Consider the following 23116-nt stretch of genomic DNA (forward strand, 5'->3'; position numbering starts at 1 on the left):
TTTTATGCCGCTTCTTCTGTGCTGACGCCTGTTGCCAAAACAACGATGTCGTGTTCGGTCATCCGCTCGCCGGATACTTCGCCCGCGACCCTGCCCTCACGCATGACGACGATACGGTCGCATATGCCGATCAGTTCAGGCATTTCGGATGAAACAACGATAATCGATTTGCCTTCGTCCGCCAGATTGGCGATGAATTGATAAATCTGCTCTTTTGTACCCACATCGATGCCGCGCGTTGGCTCATCAATGATCACGATAGACGGATTGAGCATCATCATCTTTGCCAGCAGAAGTTTCTGCTGGTTTCCACCGGACAACTGTCCGGCGAGAATATCTTTACGGCCCGTGCGAATATCGAATTCTTTGATTGCATCATCAAGCGCTGCACGCTCTTTTCGCCGGTCTATCTGCAATCCACGCACAAACTTACTGATCGATGCAAGCGTCAGATTGATGCCAAGATCCTTGGCAAGCAACAATCCCTTGCCCTTACGGTCTTCGCTCAAATAGGCGATCCCAGCGGAAAGGCTTTCATGCGCGTTGCGAAAGTTTACGGACTGCCCCCGATGACGCACTTGTCCCTTACCTGGACGAAGCCCGACAATGCCTTCCATCAGCTCTGTGCGACCTGCCCCGACCAGACCTGCAAAGCCCAGAATTTCTCCCCTGTTCAACGTAAAGCTTGCAGTCTTTACATAGCCAGGAACGCTAAAATCTTCGACTTCCAGTACATGCTCCTGGCCGCGCTGCGCTACACGATCTGGATAAAGCTTCGCAACATCACGACCAACCATAAGACGAGCCATATCGTTCGGCTGAAGCTCTGACGCCATATGAGCTGCCACCAGCGTTCCATCGCGGAGAACCGTGACGCGATCCGAAATCTCTTTCACTTCCGGAAGACGGTGGGAGATATAAAGAACGGCAACACCCTTGGCTCGAATATCGCAGATAACCTTCAGCAGCGCCTCGGTTTCAACAGGTGTCAGCGATGCAGTTGGCTCGTCAAAAATCACCACGCGATGCGGTACGAGTAGCACACGAGCGATCTGCACAAGCTGGCGCTGTGCTATAGACAGGCTCCCCACGATTGTATCAGGGTTAATGTCCGCACCGAGATCACGAATGGCTTTGCGCGCCCCTTCGCGCATCGATTTATCATCAACGACAAGCCCATTAGAAAGTTCTCGTCCCAGATAAATATTTTGTGCAACGGTCAGATCGGGCGCCAGCAGAATTTCCTGATGCACAAGGACAATACCCTGTGCTTCGGCTTCCACCGGATTAGAAAATGCAATCAGCTTGCCATCGATGCGAATTTCGCCACTCGTGGGACGCTCGTTGCCAGCAAGCAGCTTCATCAATGTCGATTTGCCAGCCCCATTTTCGCCGATAATCGCGTGAACTTCGCCGCCATAAATGCTGAGATTGATGTTTTTGAGAACCTGAACCGGGCCGAAAGACTTCGACAATGACACCGCTTCAAGAAGCGGAATAGCAGTCTCTTTCACAGCCAAACTCATGCGAACAGACCAAAGACAACGTTGTCGTAGCCAGACGCATTGCGACTTTTCAGCGCTAGAATATTAGATTGCATGTGAACTCCTCCCAAAGCGTCACATCACAACCTTAGCGTCCGTCCTGAGGTACGTAAAGCAAAATTCTGCCCAACTCAAAAATCATTAGCAACTTAAGCAGCCAATCATGCTCTAAGATGCAGTCCAGCTTCACAATTGAACATATACTTCTAGTGGTCCTTGTGATTCCAACATTTGCTCCAGCTACGAACCAAGGAATACAAATGTTTGAATCAGACCACTAGCTGATAAGTTGCATTTAATAAGAGGCCGAATCGATGCTCACTATCAACATTCACGCCTGCGAAGTCACAAATGCGGGTGATTGACAGAGCCTCAGCTATCAAAAAATAATACAATCTTAAATTAGCACATACAGCAAGACACGCGCTTTTTTATATACTATGAAGCAGTACGTCCAAGGCGTGTTGAATTGCGGATACAGACACATGAACTCCCATTTAGCGCAGTCACAGTGGCGCATGCTCGACATGCTGCCAGCCCTCGCTCTTTTTCTTATCGGCCTTGCAGTGCTGGTCTACGCAATGCTTTCTCCGCGTGGAGAAAATGGACAATTTGCTGTCCTCATGCGCCCGTGGGCAGACCCGTCTCAAGTCGTCACACTGCTCAGTGAAGCCGATGCGCAGATCCTTTCCTTCAACGAACGAATGAACGTTGTGGTTGTCCACGCCGATCGCCCTGATGCGGTTGCTGCACTTTATGATGCGGGTGCGTGGCTCGTCTTTGAACCCGCTCAACTTTCCAGCTGTTTCGACCTTGCGGTCACCGGGGCCTAATACATGATCATTGAACTTGACGATATTCGCAGACGCTTTGCGCGCTTTCTGGTTGTTCTGTTCTGGCTGCATGTGCCACTTTTCGCGGCCATCGCCTATGGGACTGGCGCCTCGGTGATTGGGGGAGCGCTGGCGGGCGCATTCCTCGCAGTGAGTTACAACCTGATGTGGTGGCGTGCAGACATCGCACCGGCCACTCGCTTCCTGTCTGCCGTCGCCCTCGTCGCGGAACCTGCCATCCTTCTCTATCTGCTACGCGGCCATATCTGGCAGATGGACATGCATATGTATTTCTTTGCAATGCTGGCTCTGACCATCGGCTGGTGCGACAGCAGAGCAACCATCATCGCAGCCGTTGCAGTAGCACTTCACCATCTGACGCTTGACTATGTACTGCCTTCACTCGTTTTCCCGACAGGAAGCGATATTCGTCGCGTGATGATCCACGCTGTAATCGTAGCTCTTGAAGCCGCTGTTCTGGTGTGGTTCTCAGACATGCTCGTCGCCTGCGTCAACAGCATCAGCAAAATGCGCGACGAAATCATGGCCAAGAATGCCGAGATCGAAACACGCTCGGCGCAGGTCGAGCAGGCCTATAAGGCCAAGGGCATGTTTCTGGCGAATATGAGCCACGAAATCCGCACGCCGCTCAATGCGATTCTGGGTTTCTGTCATCTGATGCTTCGCACTGACATGACCGAGCGCCAGCGCGATTACCTAACCAAAATCAACGGGGCCAGCGGTTCGCTGCTTCGCCTGATCAATGACATTCTTGATTTCTCCAAAAATGATGCTGGCAAGCTGACGCTGGAAAACCGCCCTTTCGAGTTACGCGCGCTCTTTGATCGCAAGCTGCAAATCACCAGCGCTGACGCCCGCGCCAAAAACGTCACGATGAATCTGTATATTGATCAAGGCGTGCCAGAGCGGCTTGTCGGCGATGAAATGCGTCTGGGCCAAGTCTTGCTCAACCTCATGAGTAATGCCATCAAGTTTAGCGAAAATGGGTCGGTTACACTCCGTATCGGCGGTAAACCGACGGAGAATGGCGATTACCGGTTGCAGATAGCCGTTGCCGATACCGGTATTGGCATGACAGCGGATCAGCAATCCAAGCTCTTCAGCTCCTTCTCGCAGGCCGACAGTTCGACTACTCGGCGCTTTGGCGGAACAGGCCTTGGACTGGTTATTAGTAAACAGATTGCCGAACAGATGGGCGGCGACATCACAGTATTGAGCACGCCGGGCAAAGGCAGTGTCTTCACCGTGACAACGACGCTCGGCAATGTGGACCGCGCGCATTCGATCATCGAACGCCCGCAGGCACATATTCAGAAACTGCGTGTTCTTGTGGCCGACGATAATCCTGCCTCCCGCGAAATTCTGCAGAGCATTTTCGCTGACTGGTCGATGACAGCAGACCTTGTAGCGTCGGGTAATGAAGTTATCGGTGCTTTGGAAACCGCTTTCCAGCGCGGAAATCCTTATGATGTACTGCTACTGGACTGGAAAATGCCGGGCATGGACGGCATGGAAACCGTCAGCAGCTTGTACGCCAATGCGAAGCTTACAAAGCTACCGGAAATTGTACTTATCACAGCCTATGGCAGCGATGAATTCAAGGCGAAGGCTACACGCGCTGGTATCGCAGCCTATCTGCCGAAACCGATTGAATCGCAACAGATTCTGCAAACATTGAATGCGCTCTTCCCATTATCCAGAGATGAGGGCGAAGCAACAAGGGATTCTGAACTTATTGCAGAACCACTGCGCGGCGCTCATGTGCTGCTCGTGGAAGACAATGCGATCAATCGAGAGATTGCTTATCAGCTCCTCAGTGATGCGGGTCTCGATGTTGATATTGCTGAAAATGGACGCATTGCCTGTGAAAGTGTTGCGCGATCTGGTGCCCTCTATTCCGCGATACTCATGGACGTACAGATGCCGGAGATGGACGGTCTTGAAGCAACCCGCCATATTCGTCGCGACTGGACGGCAGAAGCGTTACCGATTATTGCGCTGACCGCTCACGCTTATGAGGAAGAGCGTCGTAGATGTGCCGAAGCCGGCATGAATGATCACGTTGCAAAGCCAATTGATCCAAGTGTTCTGATCGGCACTTTAGAGCGCTGGATGAAGCCCCGCCAGGCTAGCACGACATCGGAACAACCAGCGGAAAAGAAAGCTGAAGGCATTTCAACCGACTTGCCGGAACGTCTCCCACCTTTCGATCTCAAGCGCGCGCTCGTGCGTGTGAATGGAAAGCAGGCTCTTCTCCGTCGTCTCATCATCGGTTTCCATGACGACTTTGCAAATGTTATCGAGACGATCATGGACCAGATTGCCAAGGGCGATCTGACAGGCGCTCGGCGTCTTGCCCATACGCTGAAAGGCGTTGCAGCATCGCTGGAGCTTCCTGAAGTATCGCGCATTTCAGCAGAAGTCGAATTGGCGATTGCCAATGAACAGCTGGTGGGACTGGAGCCAACGCTTTCGGCGCTCAACTCGGCCATGAAGCCCGCTTTGAAGGCTGCAGCCAGCCTGAAGGAGCAGAAGGCCGCGCTCGTTCAGCATTCAGACGTGAACGCGCAGGCGGCCGATGTTGCGGCCGCAGTCGCGGCACTACGGGACCACCTGACACGTCGTAGTATGCGTGCTCGCAGCAGTTTCGACGCCTTGTTGCAGCTGCTCGGCACCGTCGCAGACGAAGGACCAAGAGGCGAGGCATTGCGCGATGCGAAAACTGCATTGGACAAGCTCGATTATGAGACGGCGTTACGCAATCTCAATTTAGCCTTCACTGAAGAAACTTCATCTATAGACGGATGAGTGATGCCGCTGGCTCAACCAGCAGCAGATTTAGAACCAGAAGCAAACTTCGGTTTGCCGTGCGCTAAAGACTCCTGGAGTAGAATTAATGCCTAATCGTGCAACCGTACTGATCGTTGATGATGAAGTATCGAACATCGAGATCATGAATGCGGTGCTGGAAGATCACTACGAAATCTGCTTCGCCACGTCAGGTGAGCAGGCGCTCGAGGTAGCACGCACGGTGCTGCCGGACATCATCTTGCTGGATGTCATGATGCCGGGCGTCGATGGTTATGAGGTCTGCGTGCGCCTGAAGAATGATCGTCTGCTAGCGGACGTGCCGGTTATCTTCACAACCGGTCTCGATGATCAGGAAGCAGAAGTTCGCGGTCTTTCTCTGGGTGCTATCGATTATGTGACAAAGCCGATCAATCCTGTGGTTCTGCGTGCGCGCGTTTCCAACCATATTGAGCTGAAGCGTTTGCGCGACCAACTCGCACAGATGGCTGTCACCGATGCTCTGACCGGGCTTAGCAACCGCCGTCAGCTTGAAGTAATCCTGACCGCTGAAATCTCGCGGCTCGCACCTGCAGGTGCCTGGCTTTCGGTGATTATGCTGGACATCGACTTCTTCAAACTCTTCAACGATACTTACGGCCATCCCGAAGGCGACCGCTGTATAGCTATGGTTGCGGCGGCTCTTACCCGTGCAGTGCACAAGGTTTCGGGGATGACTGCACGTTACGGTGGGGAAGAGTTTGCTTGTGTGCTCCCAGATGCTGATCCTGAAATGGCCTTGGCAACAGCCCACGAAATTCAGTTTCAGATCCAGTCACTCAACATTCCGCATCCGGGCTCAGCTGTCAGCACAAAGGTTACAGTCAGCATGGGGGTCGCCTCAGCTCGCACTCATCCCGATATGGGTGGCGCGCTTTGGCTGCAACATGCTGATCATCAGCTCTATACGAGCAAGAAGAGCGGTAGAAACCAGATTGCCAAAACTGAATTTTCGGCGGCTTAGAGTGCATCCCGAAAAGTGTGAAACGGTTTTCGGATAAAGATGCGCGTCCTAGTGTAAATCGAGATGCGCTTTGAGCGGCATGTCATCGTGGATGGATACAGTCTGCCGCTCAATCATACGGTGCACTAACGGGGGCGTTGCCCCTTTATGCAGCGCCAGAAGTCTTTCTGACACTTCGGCATCTGACTGCGTGCGGCGCTGATTGTGGCGCACATATTCCACCCATGTCGGAACGTGATAACTCTCCGTCCAGGTTTCAGGGTTTTCGAGATCGCGCAGCAAAGCCCATTGTCGCGCGCCGTCGCGAATGCGAATGCGTCGTCTCAATGCCATTGCAGCCAGAAAAGCCGGCACGTCTTCCTGAGCGATCTTATAGTCGACCATGATCATGATCGGGCCGCTGCGTGATCGAAGATCAAGCCGCAGCTTGGGTTCGCTGAAGCGATTAAGCGGATCGAGATTGAGCGATTCAAATTCCGGCTGTGGTAATAAAAACCCGACGAGCGCTCCGAACAGCAAAACTCCCGCTGCAGCCATCAAGGCACCGGGCACACCAAACTCGTCAGCCACCGCACCCCAAAGCCAGCTGCCCGCTGCCATGCCACCAAACGTAGCAGTCTGATAAAGAGCCAGTGCGCGACCAACCACCCAGCGAGGGGTCGATAGCTGAACCGTCACATTGAAAAGCGAAAGAGCTAAAACCCAGGACAGACCAGCCGGAAGTAAGAAAACACAGCTCATCCATATGCTGCGGCTGACCGAAAGCAAAAGACAGCTGACCGCGAAGGCAGCAAAGGCGCTGCGGACCAGCCATTCATTACCGAGCAATTCGCGCAGACGAGCACTTGAAAGCGCGCCACCAATGGCACCAATGCCGAAAAAGCCGAGCATGATGCCATAGGTAAGTGCGGTCCCCTGAACGAGATCACGCGCCACAAGCGGCAAAAGCGCAAGAATAACAATCGCAGACAAACCGAATAGAAAGCCGCGAAACATGACCTTCAAAAGATTAGGCGACATGGAGACGTAACGCAGCCCTGCTACCATCGCCGGGCCGAGTGCTTCACGCGGCAAGGTGGATTTTGCTATCTGTGGCTGCCAGCGCCAGAGCGCGAGGATGAGCGCGCAATAGCTGAATGCATTGAAGATAAAGGCAAAAGCAGCACCGGCGACTGCAACGATCGCACCGCCAATGGCCGGTCCGATGCTGCGCATCAAATTGAAGCTCATGGAATTGAGCGCAACAGCGGCAGGCAGGTCGGCTCGCGGGACAATATCGCCCATCGAAGCTTGCCATGACGGATTGTGCAAAGCGCCACCGCAGCCGATGAGAAAGGTAAACCCAAGCAGCATCCATGGTGTAAGGATGCCAAGATAGGCGGACACCGCAAGCACGACAGAAACCAGAAGAAGCAAAACCTGCGCGGTCAACATGATGCGGCGGCGGTCGAAATTATCGGCAAGCGCGCCAGCCGCAACCGAGAAAATCATCACAGGCAGCGTTGTAGAGGCCTGAACCAGCGCGACCATATCATCGGAGCGCGCAATGGTGGCCATCATCCAGCCCGCGCCAACTGTTTGCACGAGACCGCCAAGATTTGAAAATAGTGTCGCAGACCAGAGCGCGCGAAAAGTTCCGTATTGGAACGGCGCCAGGGGGGAATTTCTTTGCGGCATTCGGACGAACCTCCATCCTCATCCGTTACTCTAGGCGATACGCGAATCGCACCCAGGTAACAAGCGCGTTCCGCCGAGCGCGACGGGACGACACACTCAAGCGATTGAAACGGCTTGAAGATAATGAATGCGGACACTCCCACTTTCTGGTCGAATAAGGTAAGCAGGCTTATTCCTTCATAAAAAACGCGTTCAAGATGACACAGCTTTCCCGCTCTTCACTGTTTGGACTTGCCTTTGTTTGCCTCTCGGTTGGCTTCACCGGCAGTTCGCTTGCGCAAAGCACAGTGCTGCAACTCGCACCCGATACGGATGTCGAAGCGCATGTCGCAAAGACAGATAGAGGCTATGTGATCGTGCAACCTGATGGTTCAGAGCTTGTGATGATCGATGTCGAATGGGCTAAAAATTTTGTAGGCGACCCCAGCTTCACTGTCGCTGACTATAATTTTGACGGCTTTCCCGATGTCGCAATTGGCGCAACAACCAGCGACAGTCCGGATACTGGCTTCGGCATCTTTCTCTATGACGCTGACAGAAAATCCTACGCATCGCTTGATCTCCCGGAAGACTTCAACGATCGTTTGAACTGCAGTGGATTGTGGAATGTCGAGCTGATTGAAAGCCAGAATGCCATCAAAAGCAGCTGCTATTTTGAGGGCGACGACGATAGGCGTGTCGATATCGTTCAGATTGATCCGGATGGTTCGCCTCATTTGCTGGAACAATCGCGCGCGAAAGAAGAAGCCTGGCACTGGCCTTACATCGACAAACCGGCCCGCATGATAACCTATGATCGGGAAGGCAACGTCACGCTGGAAACAATCGCAGCCCAGGATGACACCGAGAATAGCTGGACTGTTCCGGTCACCAAGCTGGAAATATATAGCAAACCCGATCCACAGACCCGCACGCCTGCTTATCTTCTGGAAGGCGAAACCGTCCGCATTTTGGCATTCAGTGGCGATTTCATGAAATTTGCTCGTGAGGGCAGCGCCGGCATGTCTCAAGGCTGGATCTCGCTCACGCAAGCCTATGATCTTGTTGCCCGATACGATACCGACGGCACCAAGCCACAAATGGCCTCTCTTGCCCTTTCCGACTATAAAGACACTGCGGAATACCCTGACTACTATCGCAACCTATTCACGCTGACCGTGAAAAACACCGGCGATACGGATATGGAACTCACCAACGCAGAACTGTTTCTTGTGTTCAATGGCGACAATGGCACACGCGTCGCGCACAAACTCTATGACATTTCAGGTCCGACGCTTAAACCCGGAGAAAGCCATATGATCGACGATAATCCGATTGAGCAACGAGACGGATAATATGTGATTTACCATAGTGAAGACGGTCAGGATTCCTATCCGCTGTTTTTCCCGGCAGATCTGCCCGATGGCAAATACCGCGTCATCCCGATCATAACAGATCCGGCCCTCAGCAGTTTCATCTATGGTGAGAACGAAATCGAACTCGAATATCCGCCAAAGCTCGATGCAAGTCTGATCAAGAATTAAGCGACCTGCCCAGCACTCCAGCCGGACGACCATGCCCATTGGAAGTTGTATCCGCCAAGCCAGCCGGTGACATCGACCACTTCGCCTATGAAATAGAGGCCGGGAACGTTCTTTGCTTCCATCGTTTTGGAATCAAGATCGCGCGTATCGACGCCGCCCAAGGTGACCTCAGCCGTGCGATAGCCTTCTGATCCAGCCGGTTTCACACGCCAGTCATTGACCGCAGCAGCGGCGCGGCGCAACACGGCATCTGACAGGTCAGCGAGATTGCTCGCTGGAAAATCGGCGGCAATAAGCTGGGCCAACTTCTTGGGTATGAAATAGGAAAGTGCGGTTTGTAGAGCCTGCTTACCATTTTTGGACCGCTGTTCGCGCAGCGCTTCAAACAGATCGGTCTGCGGCAGCATGGAAATGACGATTTCATCCCCTTCCCGCCAGTAAGAGGAAATCTGCAGAATAGACGGGCCACTGATGCCGCGATGTGTGAACAGCATTGCCTCTGCAAAATTTGTCTTTTTGCATGAAACAACTGCATCAACAGCAACACCCGCAAGCGGCTTTAGCCGTTCGAGGAGATGCGGCTCAAATGTCAGAGGCACCAGACCGGGACGTGTCTCGACCATACGAAGACCAAAGCGCGTGGCAATCTCATAGCCAAAGCCGGTCGCCCCCATCTTTGGGATCGACTTGCCACCGCTAGCAATGACCAGCGATTTCGCTGAAACTGTGCCGCCCGAATGGCGAATAACAAAACCGCGCTCGGTCTTCTCGACATTCTCAACTGCTGTTTCCAGCTGCAAACGCGCGCCGTAGCGATGCATCTCATCAAGCAACATATCAATAATCTGTGTTGCCGAACCATCGCAGAAAAGCTGCCCAAGCGTCTTTTCGTGATAGGCAATCCGATAGCGCTCAACGAGTTTGATGAAGTCGCGCTGGGTATAGCGGCTCAGTGCGGAAATACAGAAGTGTTTGTTCTGCGATAGAAAATTCTTTGGGCTTGCGTGGATATTGGTGAAGTTGCAGCGACCGCCACCCGAAATACGGATTTTATCACCCGGCTTTTTCGCGTGATCCAGCACCAGCACTGAACGCCCGCGCTTCGCGGCTTCAATCGCGCACATCATGCCAGCAGCGCCAGCGCCTATCACCAAAACATCGACGCTCTGCAACATTCAACTCCGGGTCAATTCTTCGCGGCACCATATTGTTGTATATCGCAAGCGCAAGACGTGTTTTGGAGTTTTTAAACGTCTGGCGGTTAGAAAGAGTATAAAGTTGGACCATTTTCAAGGAAGCGGGGGCAGAATTTGAAAGCTTCGGTCTCTTCAATGCCGGATGACCAATCTGGAAGATCCCGTTTTATAAGCGGCCCGATCTTCTGGATGGTGCTCATTCTTGCCTTGCTTATCGTCCTTTTGGTCCTGCCGCTCGTTGTGCCAATCGGCCCAATGTATTGGGACACCTATATCTATCTCGATGCAGCGCGGCGGATAGACACCGGGCAAATACCGTCGGTTGATTTCTTCACCCCTGCAGGGCCACTCGGGTACTATCTGTTCGCCTGGGGACTGAACGTGTTCTCTTACGCTCAGCCAATGCTGCTCGCGCAATGGTCGACACTGATAGTCGCAGCACCATTGATGGCTGTCGTGCTTGCCGATGTCGATCGTCAAAGCCGATCCACCGCTTTCGCATTGCTGATTCCATTTCTGATTTTCGCCATCTCTCCGGCAAACGCTCAGTTTGAAACATCTTTTCCGGGTCTCGACGGCTTCGGCATTTATAATCGACAAGTGTGTCTGCTGCTTTATGTGCTGGTCGCCGGGCTTATTTTCATGCCCAACAGCAGAAAGCTTGCGCTGTTTTGTGCCGCAGCGATGCTTTGCCTGTTTCTGACAAAGATCACTGGTTTTCTCGTTGGAGGGCTTTTCGGATTTACAGCCCTTCTCGCCGGGCGGATCTCAGTAAGCAATGCTCTGATCGCCATTGTTGCAGCCCTCGTGGTGCTCGCAGGACTGGAACTCAATGGCCATATGATATCCGCCTATCTCGCAGATATCGGCCAATTGCTCGTGCTAAACGAAGCAGCGTTGCTGCCACGTTTTCTAACCGTCATATCCGGCAAGCTCGATGTTATTCTGCCAGCAGGCGTTCTGGTTCTTGTGCTGTTCTGGCTCGAAACACGCCACAACATTACGCCAACCCGCTTGTTTGATCGCGGCTCAGTTTGGCTCGCAATCACCGTTACTGGCGGGATTTTTGTCGAAACACAAAATACGGGCAGTCAGGAATTCATTTTTCTGTGGCCGGTTCTGCTGATGATCTGGCAACGCATCAAGCCGTTGAGCGACAATAAAATCAAGTTGACTGTGCTGATCCTTACAGCTTTCATCGCGGTCCCCACGGTCAGCAAGGTTGGGCATAAGGTGTTGCGCGCAATTGCTGTCGCCCCAACCTATGTTCAGCCGCCCGTTACCGAGCTGAAAAACATGGCTCAGGTTTCAACCAGAGCCGATATGATTGAGCGGGCGAAACTCTTGCCGCAGCATTATGCAGATTATTCAGCACCTTATGAGACACTGGCACAGCAAGGGCAACTGCCAAGCTGGCGGCTTTATTCCGAGCTCGACTATCAGATTTACTGGCTTATCTCGGTTGATGAAGCGGTCAAGGCGCTCAAAAAATTCGAGGCAGAAAACAGCATCCAGTTAAAAACGCTGATGACACTCGACTTCACCGATCCGTTTCCGTGGCTCCTCAACCGAGAAGCCACCCGGAAAATCCAGATCGGTGCCGACCCTTTCCGCACCGTCGGGGCAATGACACCGGAGACAAGGGCCGCAGTTGAAGCAACGGATGGCATATTGCGGCCTAAATGCCCGATGACGACATCCCGCCTTGCCTTACAGGAAATCTATGCCGATGCACTCAAAGATCGCGATGTGGTTGCGCTCGACCCTTGCTGGGATTTACTGCTACGCCCCGGCATCCTTAAACAATAAAAAAGCCGGGACTTACCCGGCTTTTCTCTTTACTTGATCTGCGCTTTTACGAAGTCCTTGACGATGCCAACAATGCCGCGTCCAAGAATTTCATCAAGCGCTGTGATGAACTCATCGACATGCGCGCCTCCACAAATCAGGGGCGGCTCAAGGCGGATCACGTTGCGATTATACTCGGTGAAAGCCACCAGTACGCCGTGATCACGCAGCAGATGACTGCCGATAAAGCCCGGCAACGAGCCTTTCAGCTTGTCATCAAGCATAGCCAGCACAGGGCGAAGTACCATTGGCATCGCGTTGGAGAAGTCATGGAACTCCAGCCCAACCATCATGCCCTTGCCGCGCACTTCCTTGATGAGTTTAGGATAACGTGCGTGCAGCTCATTAAGACGCTCCAGCAGATAATCGCCGGTTTCCGCCGAGTTATCGATGAGATGCTCGTCGTAAAGCACGTTGATCGTTTCAATCGAGGTGATGCAGGCTTCACCAATGCCGCCGAAAGTCGCCATTGCATGGATCATCGCCGTCTTCGGCGTACCGTAGGCTTTCATATAGACGTCGCGCTTGGCAATCATCGCGGCCATAGCCGTCTTGCCGCCGCCCAGCGACTTGGCAAGGGCAGTAACATCCGGAATGACGCCGTAATGTTCAAAGGCATAGAACTTTCCGGTACGGCCAAAGCCGCACTGCACTTCATCGGCAACCCAGATCACACCATACTGGTCACAGAGCTGGCGCAGCTTCTGCCAGAATGCGGTATCGGCCTGAATAATGCCGCCGCCGCCCTGAACGGTTTCAAGCACGATGACGCCAATTTCAGGGTCTGAGCGGAACGCGTTTTCGATTGACTCAATATCGCCGAACGGTACGCGCACCGTATTGTCGACCAGCTTGAACTCACCACGATAAAGTCCGCCATCGGTGATCGACAGCACCCCCTTGGTTTTGCCGTGGAAAGAATTTTCGGCATAGACGATCTTCGGCTTCTTCGGTCCCGCGGCACGTTCTGCAACCTTGATCGCAGCTTCCATGGCTTCCGAACCGGACGAGCCTAGGAACACCATATCAAGATCGCCCGGCGAGCAGGCTGCAATGTCATAGGCAAGGGCCGCCGCATATTGCGACATGAAAGCGATAGCGATTTCGTGCCGCATTTCCTCCTGAAACTTGCGACGGGCTTCCAGAATACGCGGGTGATTGTGCCCCAGCGCCAGAGACCCGAAGCCACCGAAGAAATCGAGAATCTTGCGACCATTCTGATCGTAATAATACATGCCTTCGGCACGCTCGATTTTCACCTTGTGAAAGCCGAGCAGCTTCATGAAATGCAGCTGTCCCGGGTTAAGGTGTCCAGTGAAAAGCTCTGTCATGCGTGGCAGGTCAAGCGCCTTGGCGTCTTCAACCGTCAGAAGCTTCGGCTTGGGCGTGGTACTCGTTATTACTTGATTGGTCATGGCCTGTCCTCACACTGCCTTCGATGCAAGCTTTTTGTGATATTCGCTATAGGCTGCGATCAGCATGTCTTCATCGCGATATTGCGGCACCCAGCCGAGTTCCCGCTCGCCTTTCGACACATCGAGAACGCACATTTCATCGGCAATCAGATATTGTTCCGGGTCCATCAAGGGCTTGTTGAGCCAGTCGAGGAAATCCAGCGTGCGCTTGACCGCCCAGGCTGGTGTCGGCACCAGAATGGATTTCGAGCCTGCGTGCTTGACCAGATCGCCGAGCAATTTGCGCACCGGCGGCGGATTGAGCGAGCCGAGATTATAAACCTCGTTCGGCACGCCTGCCTTGAAAGCGGCATAGCAAGCAGACGCACAGTCGAACACGGAAATGAACTGATAAGGATTTTTGCCAGAGCCGATCATCGGCACCGGCAGGTTGTTATCGATCAGCTTGAACAGCTTTTCCAGAATGCCAAGGCGTCCTGGTCCGATAATCAGGCGCGGACGGAACAGCGAAATGTTCATCCCTTTCTTGCGCCATTCAGCGGCCAATTCCTCGGTCTTCAGCTTCGAAAGGCCATATTCGCCCAGCGGATTGCATGGGTGATCTTCCTTTTGCGGCCAGACATAAGTGTGGCCATAAACCATGTCGGTGGTGAAATGCACGAGGCGCTTTGCACCAGCCTCGTCCATCGCCTTGATAATGTTTTCCGTACCGTAATAGTTGACCGGAAAGAAGAAATCGTGACGCTTGGCCCGCACTTGAAGCGGAGAAAGCATTTTGGCCGAGAGATTATAGACCATATCGTCGGCGCGAAGCCCAAGCTTGCGGATTGCTTCCGGCTCAGTCACATCCGTATGCACGAAAGTCGCTTGCGCATAATGCGCGAGGTCGCTTTTCACGATGTCTGCGACGATCACTTCATGCCCGTCAGCGAGAAGCATGGGAGCCAGATAACGCCCCACAAAGCCATCGCCACCGAAAATAATATGTCTCATAATCCTGCCCCAACCTTAAATTTATGATGCTGAACGGTCTTGAACCGCCGCGTTCTGTTCGGCATTCGGCGCCTTGCCGCTCTGCGCGATCAGCACTGTTCCAATGCAAATGAAGGCGATGCCTGCAATCTTATAGGCGCCCAGTTCTTCCTTGAACAAAAGCCACGCAAAAACCGCCACGGCGACATAGGCAAGGCTCAAAAAAGGATAGGCAAAAGACAAATCGACTTTTGAGAGCACATACATATGTGATGCCATGGAAATAACGAACATGGTCAAACCAGCGAAAACCCACGGGTTAAAGACAATCTGAAAGATCCGGTAAATCAGCGTATCCGCTGTATAGCTGGCATTACTGAACGTCATCATGCCATATTTGAGCAGCAGCTGTGCTGCCGCATTGGTCATGACCGTGAAGAGAATGAATGGGATATATTTCATCGTCTGTCCCGTGGTTTAATTTTTTAATGCGGTACGCCGCCAGAAATCGGAGCAGAATCGCGCGTCGCGCATGTCTTCAAGCTGCTGCCACTCTGGAAAGCCTGCCTTGAATGTTTCAGCACTCATGCGCTGATCCTTGTATGGATTAACGCGCCCGCCTGCCTCAACGGTCATTTTGTCAAGCTGGTCCAGTAGATCAAGCGTCTTGCGCCCGCGATTGGGAAAATCCATCGTAAGCGTATAACCGGGCTTTGGAAATGACAGCAGCCCCGGAGAATGCAGATCGCCGAAGCGCTTGAGAACTGTCAGGAAAGAGGACTGTCCGGCATCACGACTTGCTGCCAGCATTGCCGGGATGGTCTTCTCAGCCGCCTCAAAAGGTATCACGCTCTGATGCTGATATAGCCCGGCTGGGCCGTAAAAGCGGTTCCAATTGCGCAAACCATCCAGCGGATAGAAGAAGCCCGCAAAGCCTGTCAGATGCGGCTCCTGCTTGCGGCGTTTCGCATAAAAATAGAGAGTGTTGAAGGCCGTCAGGCTCAGCTTATTGAGCATCGAAAATGGCAGATCGAACGGCACACCGAGCCGCGCCTCACCACTGTTCACGCTACGGTTGCCATTGATCGCATGATGACCGGTCATCAAGACCCCGCGCCCTTCCGAGCGACCAGTTGCCAATTGATCCACCCAGGCCACTGCATATTCATTGTGGCGGTCGGCTTCTTCCGCAATCGCGAAATACTCAGACAGGCTTTTAAACGGCGTGATGCGTTCTTCTACATCCAGCGAGCCAACCGGCATCAGACGGATACGAGCATTGAGGATAAGCCCTGTCAGACCCATACCACCAATCGTTGCCGCGAAGAGCTCGGCGTTTTCAGCGCTTGAGCAAATGTAATGCACACCATCAGAACGAAGTAGCTCCAGGCTCTCAACGTGGCTTCCAAATGTTCCGCGCAAGTGGTGGTTTTTGCCGTGTACGTCATTGGCGATTGCGCCGCCAAGCGTCACAAAACGCGTACCGGGCGTTACCGGCAGAAAATAGCCGTATTTGGCAACTGCCTGGATAATTTCGCTCAACAGCGCGCCGGATTCCGCTTCAAGAATTCCGGTATGCGGGTCAAAACTGACAATCCGATTGTGCGTCCGCATCGGCACAAGCAAACCCGCATCATTATGGCAGCTGTCGCCATAAGACCGTCCATTGCCAAAAGCGAGTAAGCTTTCCGGGCCTTCCAGCTTGGAGAACACATCGTCGAACGCAATCGCCTTGCGCTTGCCGCGATCGATGCGTCCAAAGCTGTCGAAAGACTGTTCCATTACCGCATCCCGGCTACAAACAGCAGGACTGCGCCAATGGCGATCACCACCTGACTGCGCCAATCATTGGCGAGAAATACAACAGGATCGTCGTCCATTTCCTTGCGATGCGCCAAAATCCACACGCGGATGATGATATAGAGCACGATCGGGACAAGCGGCCAGATAAGCCATGGATAAGTGTACAGCTGCTGGACTGCAGCACTGTTGATATAAAGCGCCAAAACCACGACAGCCGTAAAGCCGGAGGCCACGCCACTTTGCCCGACAATATCAATATCCTCAGGGCGATAACCGCGGCCTGCGATGCGGTCTTTTTCCGTCGCCGTTGCGTTTTGTAGCTCGACATAGCGTTTGACAAGCGCAAGTGACAGAAAGAAGAACATGGCGAAAGCCATCAGCCAGAATGACTGCGGAATATCTGTCGCCGTTGTTCCCCCCAATAGTCGCAGCGTATAAAGCGCAGCAAGGCAGATTACGTCGACCAGCAACATCCGCTTGAGCGCTAACGAGTAAGCAGTGGTTGCGATCAGATAAAGGCCTATGACCAGTGCAAACTCAGGCGGCAAGAAGAAGCATGTCGCAGCTGCTATCAGCAGAAGCAAAGCCGAAACCTTAAGCCCGAAGGAAATGCTAAGCGTCCCGCTAGCAAAGGGGCGCAATTTCTTACGAGCGTGCTGGCGGTCGAGCGGCAGATCAATGATATCATTGAGAATATAAATCGCAGAGGCCGCAGCGGAAAATGCGGTGAAAGCCAGAACCGACGACAACAATACATCTGGGTAAAAGATTGTATGGGCAAGGATTGCAGGCACAAACACCAGCAGGTTTTTTAGCCACTGATGAACACGCAACATTTTCAGATAGGGTTTGATACCCTTGGAATTATTTTCAAACAGCCGGCTGCCATTGGCTTTCTGAAAGCGCGAGGCTGCGCGGTCGGGAGCCACGACAACCGCCTCACGCGCTGCCGCAAAGACCGCGAGATCCGCGCGGTCGTTGCCGGCGTAGTCAAAGCCTTTCGGACCATAGTTCTCGTTCAGCGCCTTTGCCTTACGATGCGATGACAGGTTGGTCTTCCCGCTCGTCGCAAGCACTGCTTCGAAAATGCCGAGTTCCGCCGCCACCGCTTGGGCAAGAGGTTCTGCTGCAGCTGTCGCCAGAACGAGCCTGCGGCCACGCATATGCTCCTGACGTAGATAATCCAGAAAATCCCGACGATAAGGCAGTAACCCCGCATCCATGGAAATGCGGCTCGCAATCTGCTGCTTCAAGTTGGCTTTGCCAGACACCAACCAGATTGGAAACAAAAACAGAAACAAAGGGTTCCGCTTCAAAAGAATGAAAGCGCTTTCCCATAGAAGATTTGTCGCGACCAGTGTTCCGTCGAGGTCTACGGCCAAAGGCACTTCCTGGCTTTTTAGCCGCTCATCCATTTTTAGTCATTATCCTCAAACCCGCCCCGGCAACTCTCGTCAGCCAAGCCCCCTTGGCAACGAATAAAACGAGAGCACAAATGAACAATGATTAGTCTTCGCTACAATCGATAATTGTTATTCATGGGCTTGTCTCTACCAAACTGCCCTTTAAGCAATCGCTACGAGTTTTGGTTAATAAACACGTCATCCTACATAATTGCTGGTCTAACTTGTCATCGCGTAATATAAGGCATCGATTATTTTCCGTTATGATCTGCGCTCATTGCACGGACGCCTCAGGTTTAGAGCCGACTATGAATATTGAATCTGCCTTGAATGACGGTGCCAGTGTCTTTGAGTTGGCGCCAATTTCCCTGTGGCTTGAGGACTATAGCGGATTGCGAGCGCAGTTCGAGCAATGGCGCAAACTCGGCGTTACAGATTTCAGAGCGTTTCTTTACGAAGACACGACCCGCTTGCGCATCTGCACAAGTCTCATCCGTGTTCTAAAGGTCAATCGAAAAACCCTGTCGCTTTACGAAGCACGCGATGTCAATCACCTGATCGAAAATCTGGAGCGTGTTTTCCGTGACGATATGCTCGATCCGCATATCGAAGAAATGGTTCAGCTCTGGAATGGCGACAATGCCTTCACCAGCGATACAGTGAATTATTCACTCAGCGGTAAACGTCTCGACATTCAGCTGAAAGGCGTGGTTCTGCCGGGCCATGAGGATAGCTGGGACCGGGTTCTGCTTTCGATTGAAGATGTAACGGCACGCGAAGAAGCACGACGCGAGCAATATAAACACAAGCAACACGCTGAAGGCCTGTTCGAACATTCACCCGTCTCGCTCTGGGTTGAGGATTTCAGCCGTATCAAACAGCTGATGAACGACATTCGCGAACGCGGTATTGTCGATTTCCGCGTTTTCACCGATGTCCATCCGGAGTTTGTGCGTCAATGCATGAGTGAAATCCGGGTTCTGGATATTAATAGGGAAACACTGGATCTGTTTCTCGCACCCGACAAACAAACCCTGCTCAAAAATCTGCCTAACGTCTTCAAAGACGATATGGAGACAAATTTCCGCGAGCAGCTGATCGATCTCTGGAATGGCGTATATTTTCAGCGCCGAGAAGTGGTCAATTATGCGCTTGATGGCACCGAGCGCCACCTCTTGCTGCAGTTCTCGGTGCTACCCGGCCACGAAGACGATTGGTCGCTGGTTCAGGTCGCGCTCGCCGATATTACGGCGCGCAAAAAGGCCGAAGCCTATCTCGAATATCTCGGCAAGCATGATGTGCTGACCAAGCTGCATAACCGCGCATTCTATGTTGATGAATTGAACCGACTTGAGCGCAAGGGCCATACGCCCGTTTCCATCATCATTATCGATCTCAACGGTTTGAAAGCAGCCAATGACCAGCTCGGTCACGCCAGCGGCGACGGCTTGCTGCGGCGCATCGGCGAAGTGCTTAATGAAGCGGTGAATCTGCCCGGCCATGCTGCCCGCATTGGTGGCGACGAATTCGCAGTTGTGCTGCCTTATGTGGATGAGCGTGGTGCAGACGCCGTCATGGAAGACATTCGCCGGTTGGTCGACATCAACAATCAGTATTATTCGCAGCTCAAAATTGAGCTTTCGATGGGCGCCGCTACCAGTATGCAAGGCGAAAAACTGGAAACAGTTGCGAAGCGGGCAGACCTGTTGATGTATGAAGACAAGCGCAAGCATTATTCGGCAGAAGCACTTCGGAAGTCACAACTCTCTTAGAGCGCATCGCGCTCCAATTTTTACTTTACGCGCATCTTTGCCCGAAAACCGTTTCACACTTTTCGGGATGCGCCCTGATCAATCGTCAAATTTGATGATTGTCTTGCCGCGCGTAAGATCGGTGGCAAGCTGCGCCAGCTCACTTTGAACTGCGAGCGGCATAGTGCCGGTGATTTTGACACCGGTTGCCGTAAAATTTTCATGCACAATCGTCACATGCTCGACAGCTGTAAGTCGCGCTTTCAAAAGCGCATGGTCGGAAAAATCGCAGGCAAGCGAAAAGCCGATTAACGGGATCACTTCGGTCTTTTCTGCCTGACGCAGACACATGGCAGCCGTGCCGCCATATGCACGCATCAATCCGCCACTGCCGAGCAAAATGCCTCCGAACCAGCGCGTGACCACAACCACGATATTATCGAGCTGCTGCCCGTCTATTGCCTGCAGAATGGGCTTGCCTGCCGTGCCGCTCGGTTCGCCATCGTCGCTGAAGCGATAGTTCTGTCCGATGCGCCATGCCCAGCAATTGTGATTGGCCGCGGGATCGGAGTGCTCAGCCAGAAAATCTTTTGCTGCCTGTTCATTGGCCACAGGAGCGGCCACACCCAAAAAGCGGCTCTTTTTTATCTCCTGCGTGACGGTTTCAATGCGGCTGATGGTGAACATGGCTACCCTGTAAGCAATATTCTGGGGGCCTAGCATTTTACGTTGCGGATGACGACCCCTTATGGCTCCGTTAGCATTGCGCCCGCTCAACGTTGGGTATAAGGCAATGAAAAATGAGCCTGCGTCCCGCCCGCCGCTCACACTGCCAAAATATGAAAGGTCCGCCGATGTTCGATTTGATTGTGAGAAACGCCAATCTTCCCGACGGACGTGAAAAGCAGGACATTCTGGTCAAGGACGGCAAGATTGCCGATATTGTGCCATCCAAGGGTGAACATCAGGCCGCCAAGGAAATCGACGCTTCTGATCGTCTCGTCACACCGCCTTTCGTAGACCCTCATTTCCATATGGACGCGACCCTGTCGCTCGGCCTGCCACGCTTAAACCGCTCGGGCACGCTACTGGAAGGCATCGCGCTTTGGGGCGAATTAAAGCCAATGCTGACGGTTGAAGCCATGGTCGAGCGCGCCTTGCGTTATTGCGATCTGGCCGTAAGCCAGGGTCTGCTTGCCATTCGCAGCCATGTCGATGTCAGCGATCCACGCCTGCTCACGGCTGAGGCGATGATCGAAGTCCGCGAAAAGGTGAAACCTTATATCGACCTCCAGCTCGTGGCGTTTCCGCAGGATGGCTACTATCGTTCGCCCGGCGCTGTCGATCTGGTCAACCGTTCGCTCGATATGGGCCTTGATGTCGTAGGCGGCATTCCGCATTTCGAACGCACCATGTCGGATGGTGCGGCCTCGCTTGAAGAACTCTGCCGCATTGCCGCGGAGCGTGGACTGCCGGTTGATATCCACTGCGACGAGACCGACGATCCAATGTCGCGCCACGTTGAGACATTGGCTGCACAGACGGTGCGTTTTGGTCTGCAGGGCCGTGTATCTGGCTCGCATCTCACTTCCATGCACTCCATGGATAATTACTACGTTTCCAAGCTTATTCCGCTCATTGCGGAAGCTCAAATGAACGCAATTCCAAACCCGCTGATCAACATCACGTTGCAGGGCCGTGCCGACACCTATCCGAAGCGTCGCGGCATGACCCGCGTGCCTGAACTGATGGCAGCTGGCGTCAACGTGGCCTTTGGCCATGACTGCGTGATGGACCCGTGGTATTCGATGGGTTCAGGTGACATGCTCGAAGTAGGCCACATGGCCGTTCATGTCGCACAGATGACGTCGATTGAAGGGAAGAAGCAGGTCTTCAACTCTCTCACTGTTAATTCGGCAAAGGCACTTGGCCTTGAAGGCTATGGCCTTGAAAAAGGTTGCAACGCAGATTTCGTGGTGTTGCAGGCACGCGACCCGCTGGAAGCTCTGCGTCTCAAGGCAAACCGTCTGACAGTTGTGAAACGCGGCAAGATCATCGCTGAAACTCCGCAGCGTGTCAGCGCACTCAACCTTGAAGGTCGCCCTTCATCAGTCGACGGTTCCGACTATGCACCACAAGGATGATATACCCACAAAGATACGACGAAAAACCAGTGCCTCTTTTTCAATCGCCTGATAAAAGCGCTTGAATTAACGGCAGATTCGTCTGAAATACGTGACGTGTTCATAAGCCTCGAGAAAAGAGGCAGAGCAATCAGTCGCGCATAATTGCACGTCTACACATCACCCAAGAGGGGTTCCCATGACCACACCGTCCAAACTCACACGCCGCAGCGTTCTCGCAATGTCTGCGGCATTCGGCGTAACAGCAATTTCAAGCCGCGTTTTTGCAGCAGATGAGAAACTGAAAGTCGCAGGCATTCACGCGTCACCAGTTGAGAACGCATGGAATTCGCGCCTTCATGAAGCACTCAAGCAGGCACATGACGAAGGCGTCATCGAATATGTCTTCTCAGAAGGCGTTTCTGCCAGCGATTATCCACGCGCCATGCGCGAATATGCCGAACAAGGCATCAAGCTGATCGTCGGCGAATCCTATGCTGTTGAACGTGAAGCACGCCAGGTTGCAGGCGACTATCCGCAGACGACGTTCATCATGGGCTCTTCCGGCAAGCCACAGGGCGACAATTTCGGCGTGTTCGGCACCTGGAATTTTGAAGCCGCATATCTTGCAGGTATGCTTGCAGGCGGCATGAGCAAGTCGGGCACTTTTGGCTCGGTTGGCGCTGTGCCAATTCCGGAAGTCAACATGCTCATCAATGCTTTCCAGGATGGCGTTAAAGAAACCCGCCCGGATGCAAAATTCAATGCTTCGTTCATCGGCACATTCTTTGATCCTCCAAAGGCCCGTGAAGCTGGTCTTGCCCAGATCGACGCCGGTGCAGATATCCTGTTTGGCGAGCGTATCGGTACGGCAGATGCGGCCAAGGAACGCGGTATCAAGGCAATCGGCTCGCTGATCGATTACACGCCACGCTACCCGGACACCGTCTTCGCCAATGCGATGTGGTATTTCCGCCCGATCCTCGACGCAGCCATTGCTGACGTTAAGGCGGGAACGCCAACCGGCAAGGATTACACGCCCTTTAGCCTGATGAAGGAAGGCGGCAACGACATCGTGTACGTCAAAGGCTCAGCACCAGCAGAAGTCGAAGCCAAGATGGAAGCACGTCGCGCCGAGATCAAGGCCGGCACTTTCAAGATCGAGCCAAATCCGGCTGAACCTAAGTAATCGATTT

Annotated in this window: 18 protein-coding genes; 9 read left to right on the top strand and 9 right to left on the bottom strand. The window is 53.1% G+C overall.

Annotated elements, in window-relative coordinates; translation table 11 throughout:
* Positions 1-2: 2 nt before the first annotated feature.
* Positions 3-1526 carry a sugar ABC transporter ATP-binding protein gene (locus ABWV94_RS08055; RefSeq protein ID WP_353413052.1) on the bottom strand — a complete coding sequence of 508 codons (1524 nt, stop codon included), beginning with the start codon at positions 1524-1526 and terminating at the stop codon, positions 3-5.
* A gap of 503 nt (positions 1527-2029) precedes the next feature.
* Here ABWV94_RS08055 and ABWV94_RS08060 point away from each other — a divergent pair.
* The 3 genes from ABWV94_RS08060 (at position 2030) to ABWV94_RS08070 (ending at position 6209) form a co-directional block, all read left to right on the top strand.
* Positions 2030-2377, top strand: coding sequence for a hypothetical protein (locus tag ABWV94_RS08060; RefSeq protein WP_152027409.1), 348 nt, complete (start codon positions 2030-2032; stop codon positions 2375-2377).
* 3 nt (positions 2378-2380) lie between these two features.
* Positions 2381-5206 carry a response regulator gene (locus ABWV94_RS08065; RefSeq protein WP_353413055.1) on the top strand — a complete coding sequence of 942 codons (2826 nt, stop codon included), beginning with the start codon at positions 2381-2383 and terminating at the stop codon, positions 5204-5206.
* A gap of 88 nt (positions 5207-5294) precedes the next feature.
* Positions 5295-6209 (top strand): diguanylate cyclase, encoded by a 915-nt coding sequence (locus ABWV94_RS08070; RefSeq protein WP_353413057.1) that lies wholly within the window; start codon positions 5295-5297, stop codon positions 6207-6209.
* Between the two features lie 48 nt (positions 6210-6257).
* Here the strand turns inward: ABWV94_RS08070 and ABWV94_RS08075 are convergent, their stop codons facing one another.
* Positions 6258-7886: an MFS transporter gene (locus tag ABWV94_RS08075; RefSeq protein ID WP_007877810.1), complete on the bottom strand. Its 1629-nt coding sequence runs from the start codon at positions 7884-7886 to the stop codon at positions 6258-6260.
* Between the two features lie 197 nt (positions 7887-8083).
* On the opposite strand from ABWV94_RS08075, the gene ABWV94_RS08080 reads away from it, so the two are divergent.
* Positions 8084-9220, top strand: coding sequence for an FG-GAP repeat protein (locus ABWV94_RS08080; protein ID WP_353413059.1), 1137 nt, complete (start codon positions 8084-8086; stop codon positions 9218-9220).
* Between the two features lie 3 nt (positions 9221-9223).
* A complete protein-coding gene (locus ABWV94_RS08085; RefSeq protein ID WP_353413061.1) occupies positions 9224-9409 on the top strand; it encodes a hypothetical protein in 186 nt (61 codons plus the stop codon).
* Here ABWV94_RS08085 and ABWV94_RS08090 read toward each other — a convergent pair.
* Entirely contained in the window at positions 9406-10581 is a 1176-nt protein-coding gene (locus ABWV94_RS08090; protein WP_353413524.1) for a BaiN/RdsA family NAD(P)/FAD-dependent oxidoreductase, read from the bottom strand. The genes ABWV94_RS08085 and ABWV94_RS08090 overlap by 4 nt on opposite strands.
* Before the next feature lie 159 nt (positions 10582-10740).
* Here ABWV94_RS08090 and ABWV94_RS08095 point away from each other — a divergent pair, with 159 nt between their 5' ends.
* Positions 10741-12414: a hypothetical protein gene (locus tag ABWV94_RS08095; RefSeq protein WP_353413063.1), complete on the top strand. Its 1674-nt coding sequence runs from the start codon at positions 10741-10743 to the stop codon at positions 12412-12414.
* Positions 12415-12443: 29 nt separating this feature from the next.
* On the opposite strand, the gene ABWV94_RS08100 is transcribed toward ABWV94_RS08095, so the two are convergent.
* Genes ABWV94_RS08100 through ABWV94_RS08120 form a run of 5 tightly spaced genes read right to left on the bottom strand, consistent with a single transcriptional unit; the run spans position 12444 to position 18058 of the window.
* A complete protein-coding gene (locus ABWV94_RS08100) occupies positions 12444-13868 on the bottom strand; it encodes an aspartate aminotransferase family protein (protein WP_353413065.1) in 1425 nt (474 codons plus the stop codon).
* Between the two features lie 9 nt (positions 13869-13877).
* Entirely contained in the window at positions 13878-14861 is a 984-nt protein-coding gene (locus tag ABWV94_RS08105; protein WP_353413067.1) for an NAD-dependent epimerase/dehydratase family protein, read from the bottom strand.
* 21 nt (positions 14862-14882) lie between these two features.
* Positions 14883-15302 (bottom strand): EamA family transporter, encoded by a 420-nt coding sequence (locus ABWV94_RS08110; RefSeq protein ID WP_113496921.1) that lies wholly within the window; start codon positions 15300-15302, stop codon positions 14883-14885.
* 15 nt (positions 15303-15317) lie between these two features.
* On the bottom strand, positions 15318-16622 hold the full coding sequence (locus tag ABWV94_RS08115) for an FAD-binding oxidoreductase (RefSeq protein WP_353413069.1): 1305 nt from the start codon (positions 16620-16622) through the stop codon (positions 15318-15320).
* Entirely contained in the window at positions 16622-18058 is a 1437-nt protein-coding gene (locus ABWV94_RS08120) for a UbiA family prenyltransferase (protein WP_353413071.1), read from the bottom strand. Before ABWV94_RS08120 ends, ABWV94_RS08115 begins: the two co-directional genes overlap by 1 nt.
* A 296-nt stretch (positions 18059-18354) precedes the next feature.
* Between ABWV94_RS08120 and ABWV94_RS08125 the strand changes: the two genes are divergently transcribed.
* Positions 18355-19818, top strand: coding sequence for a sensor domain-containing diguanylate cyclase (locus ABWV94_RS08125; protein WP_064321222.1), 1464 nt, complete (start codon positions 18355-18357; stop codon positions 19816-19818).
* A gap of 78 nt (positions 19819-19896) precedes the next feature.
* Here the strand turns inward: ABWV94_RS08125 and ABWV94_RS08130 are convergent, their stop codons facing one another.
* The gene (locus ABWV94_RS08130; protein ID WP_079213430.1) at positions 19897-20484 is read right to left on the bottom strand and encodes an IMPACT family protein; all 588 of its coding nucleotides are present in this window, start codon (positions 20482-20484) and stop codon (positions 19897-19899) included.
* 167 nt (positions 20485-20651) lie between these two features.
* On the opposite strand from ABWV94_RS08130, the gene ABWV94_RS08135 reads away from it, so the two are divergent.
* Positions 20652-21941, top strand: coding sequence for an amidohydrolase family protein (locus ABWV94_RS08135; RefSeq protein WP_007877793.1), 1290 nt, complete (start codon positions 20652-20654; stop codon positions 21939-21941).
* 178 nt (positions 21942-22119) lie between these two features.
* Entirely contained in the window at positions 22120-23109 is a 990-nt protein-coding gene (locus tag ABWV94_RS08140; protein WP_353413074.1) for a BMP family protein, read from the top strand.
* Positions 23110-23116 lie beyond the last annotated feature (7 nt).

The organism is Brucella sp. NBRC 12953, from assembly GCF_040369775.1.
GTDB lineage: Bacteria > Pseudomonadota > Alphaproteobacteria > Rhizobiales > Rhizobiaceae > Brucella > Brucella pseudogrignonensis.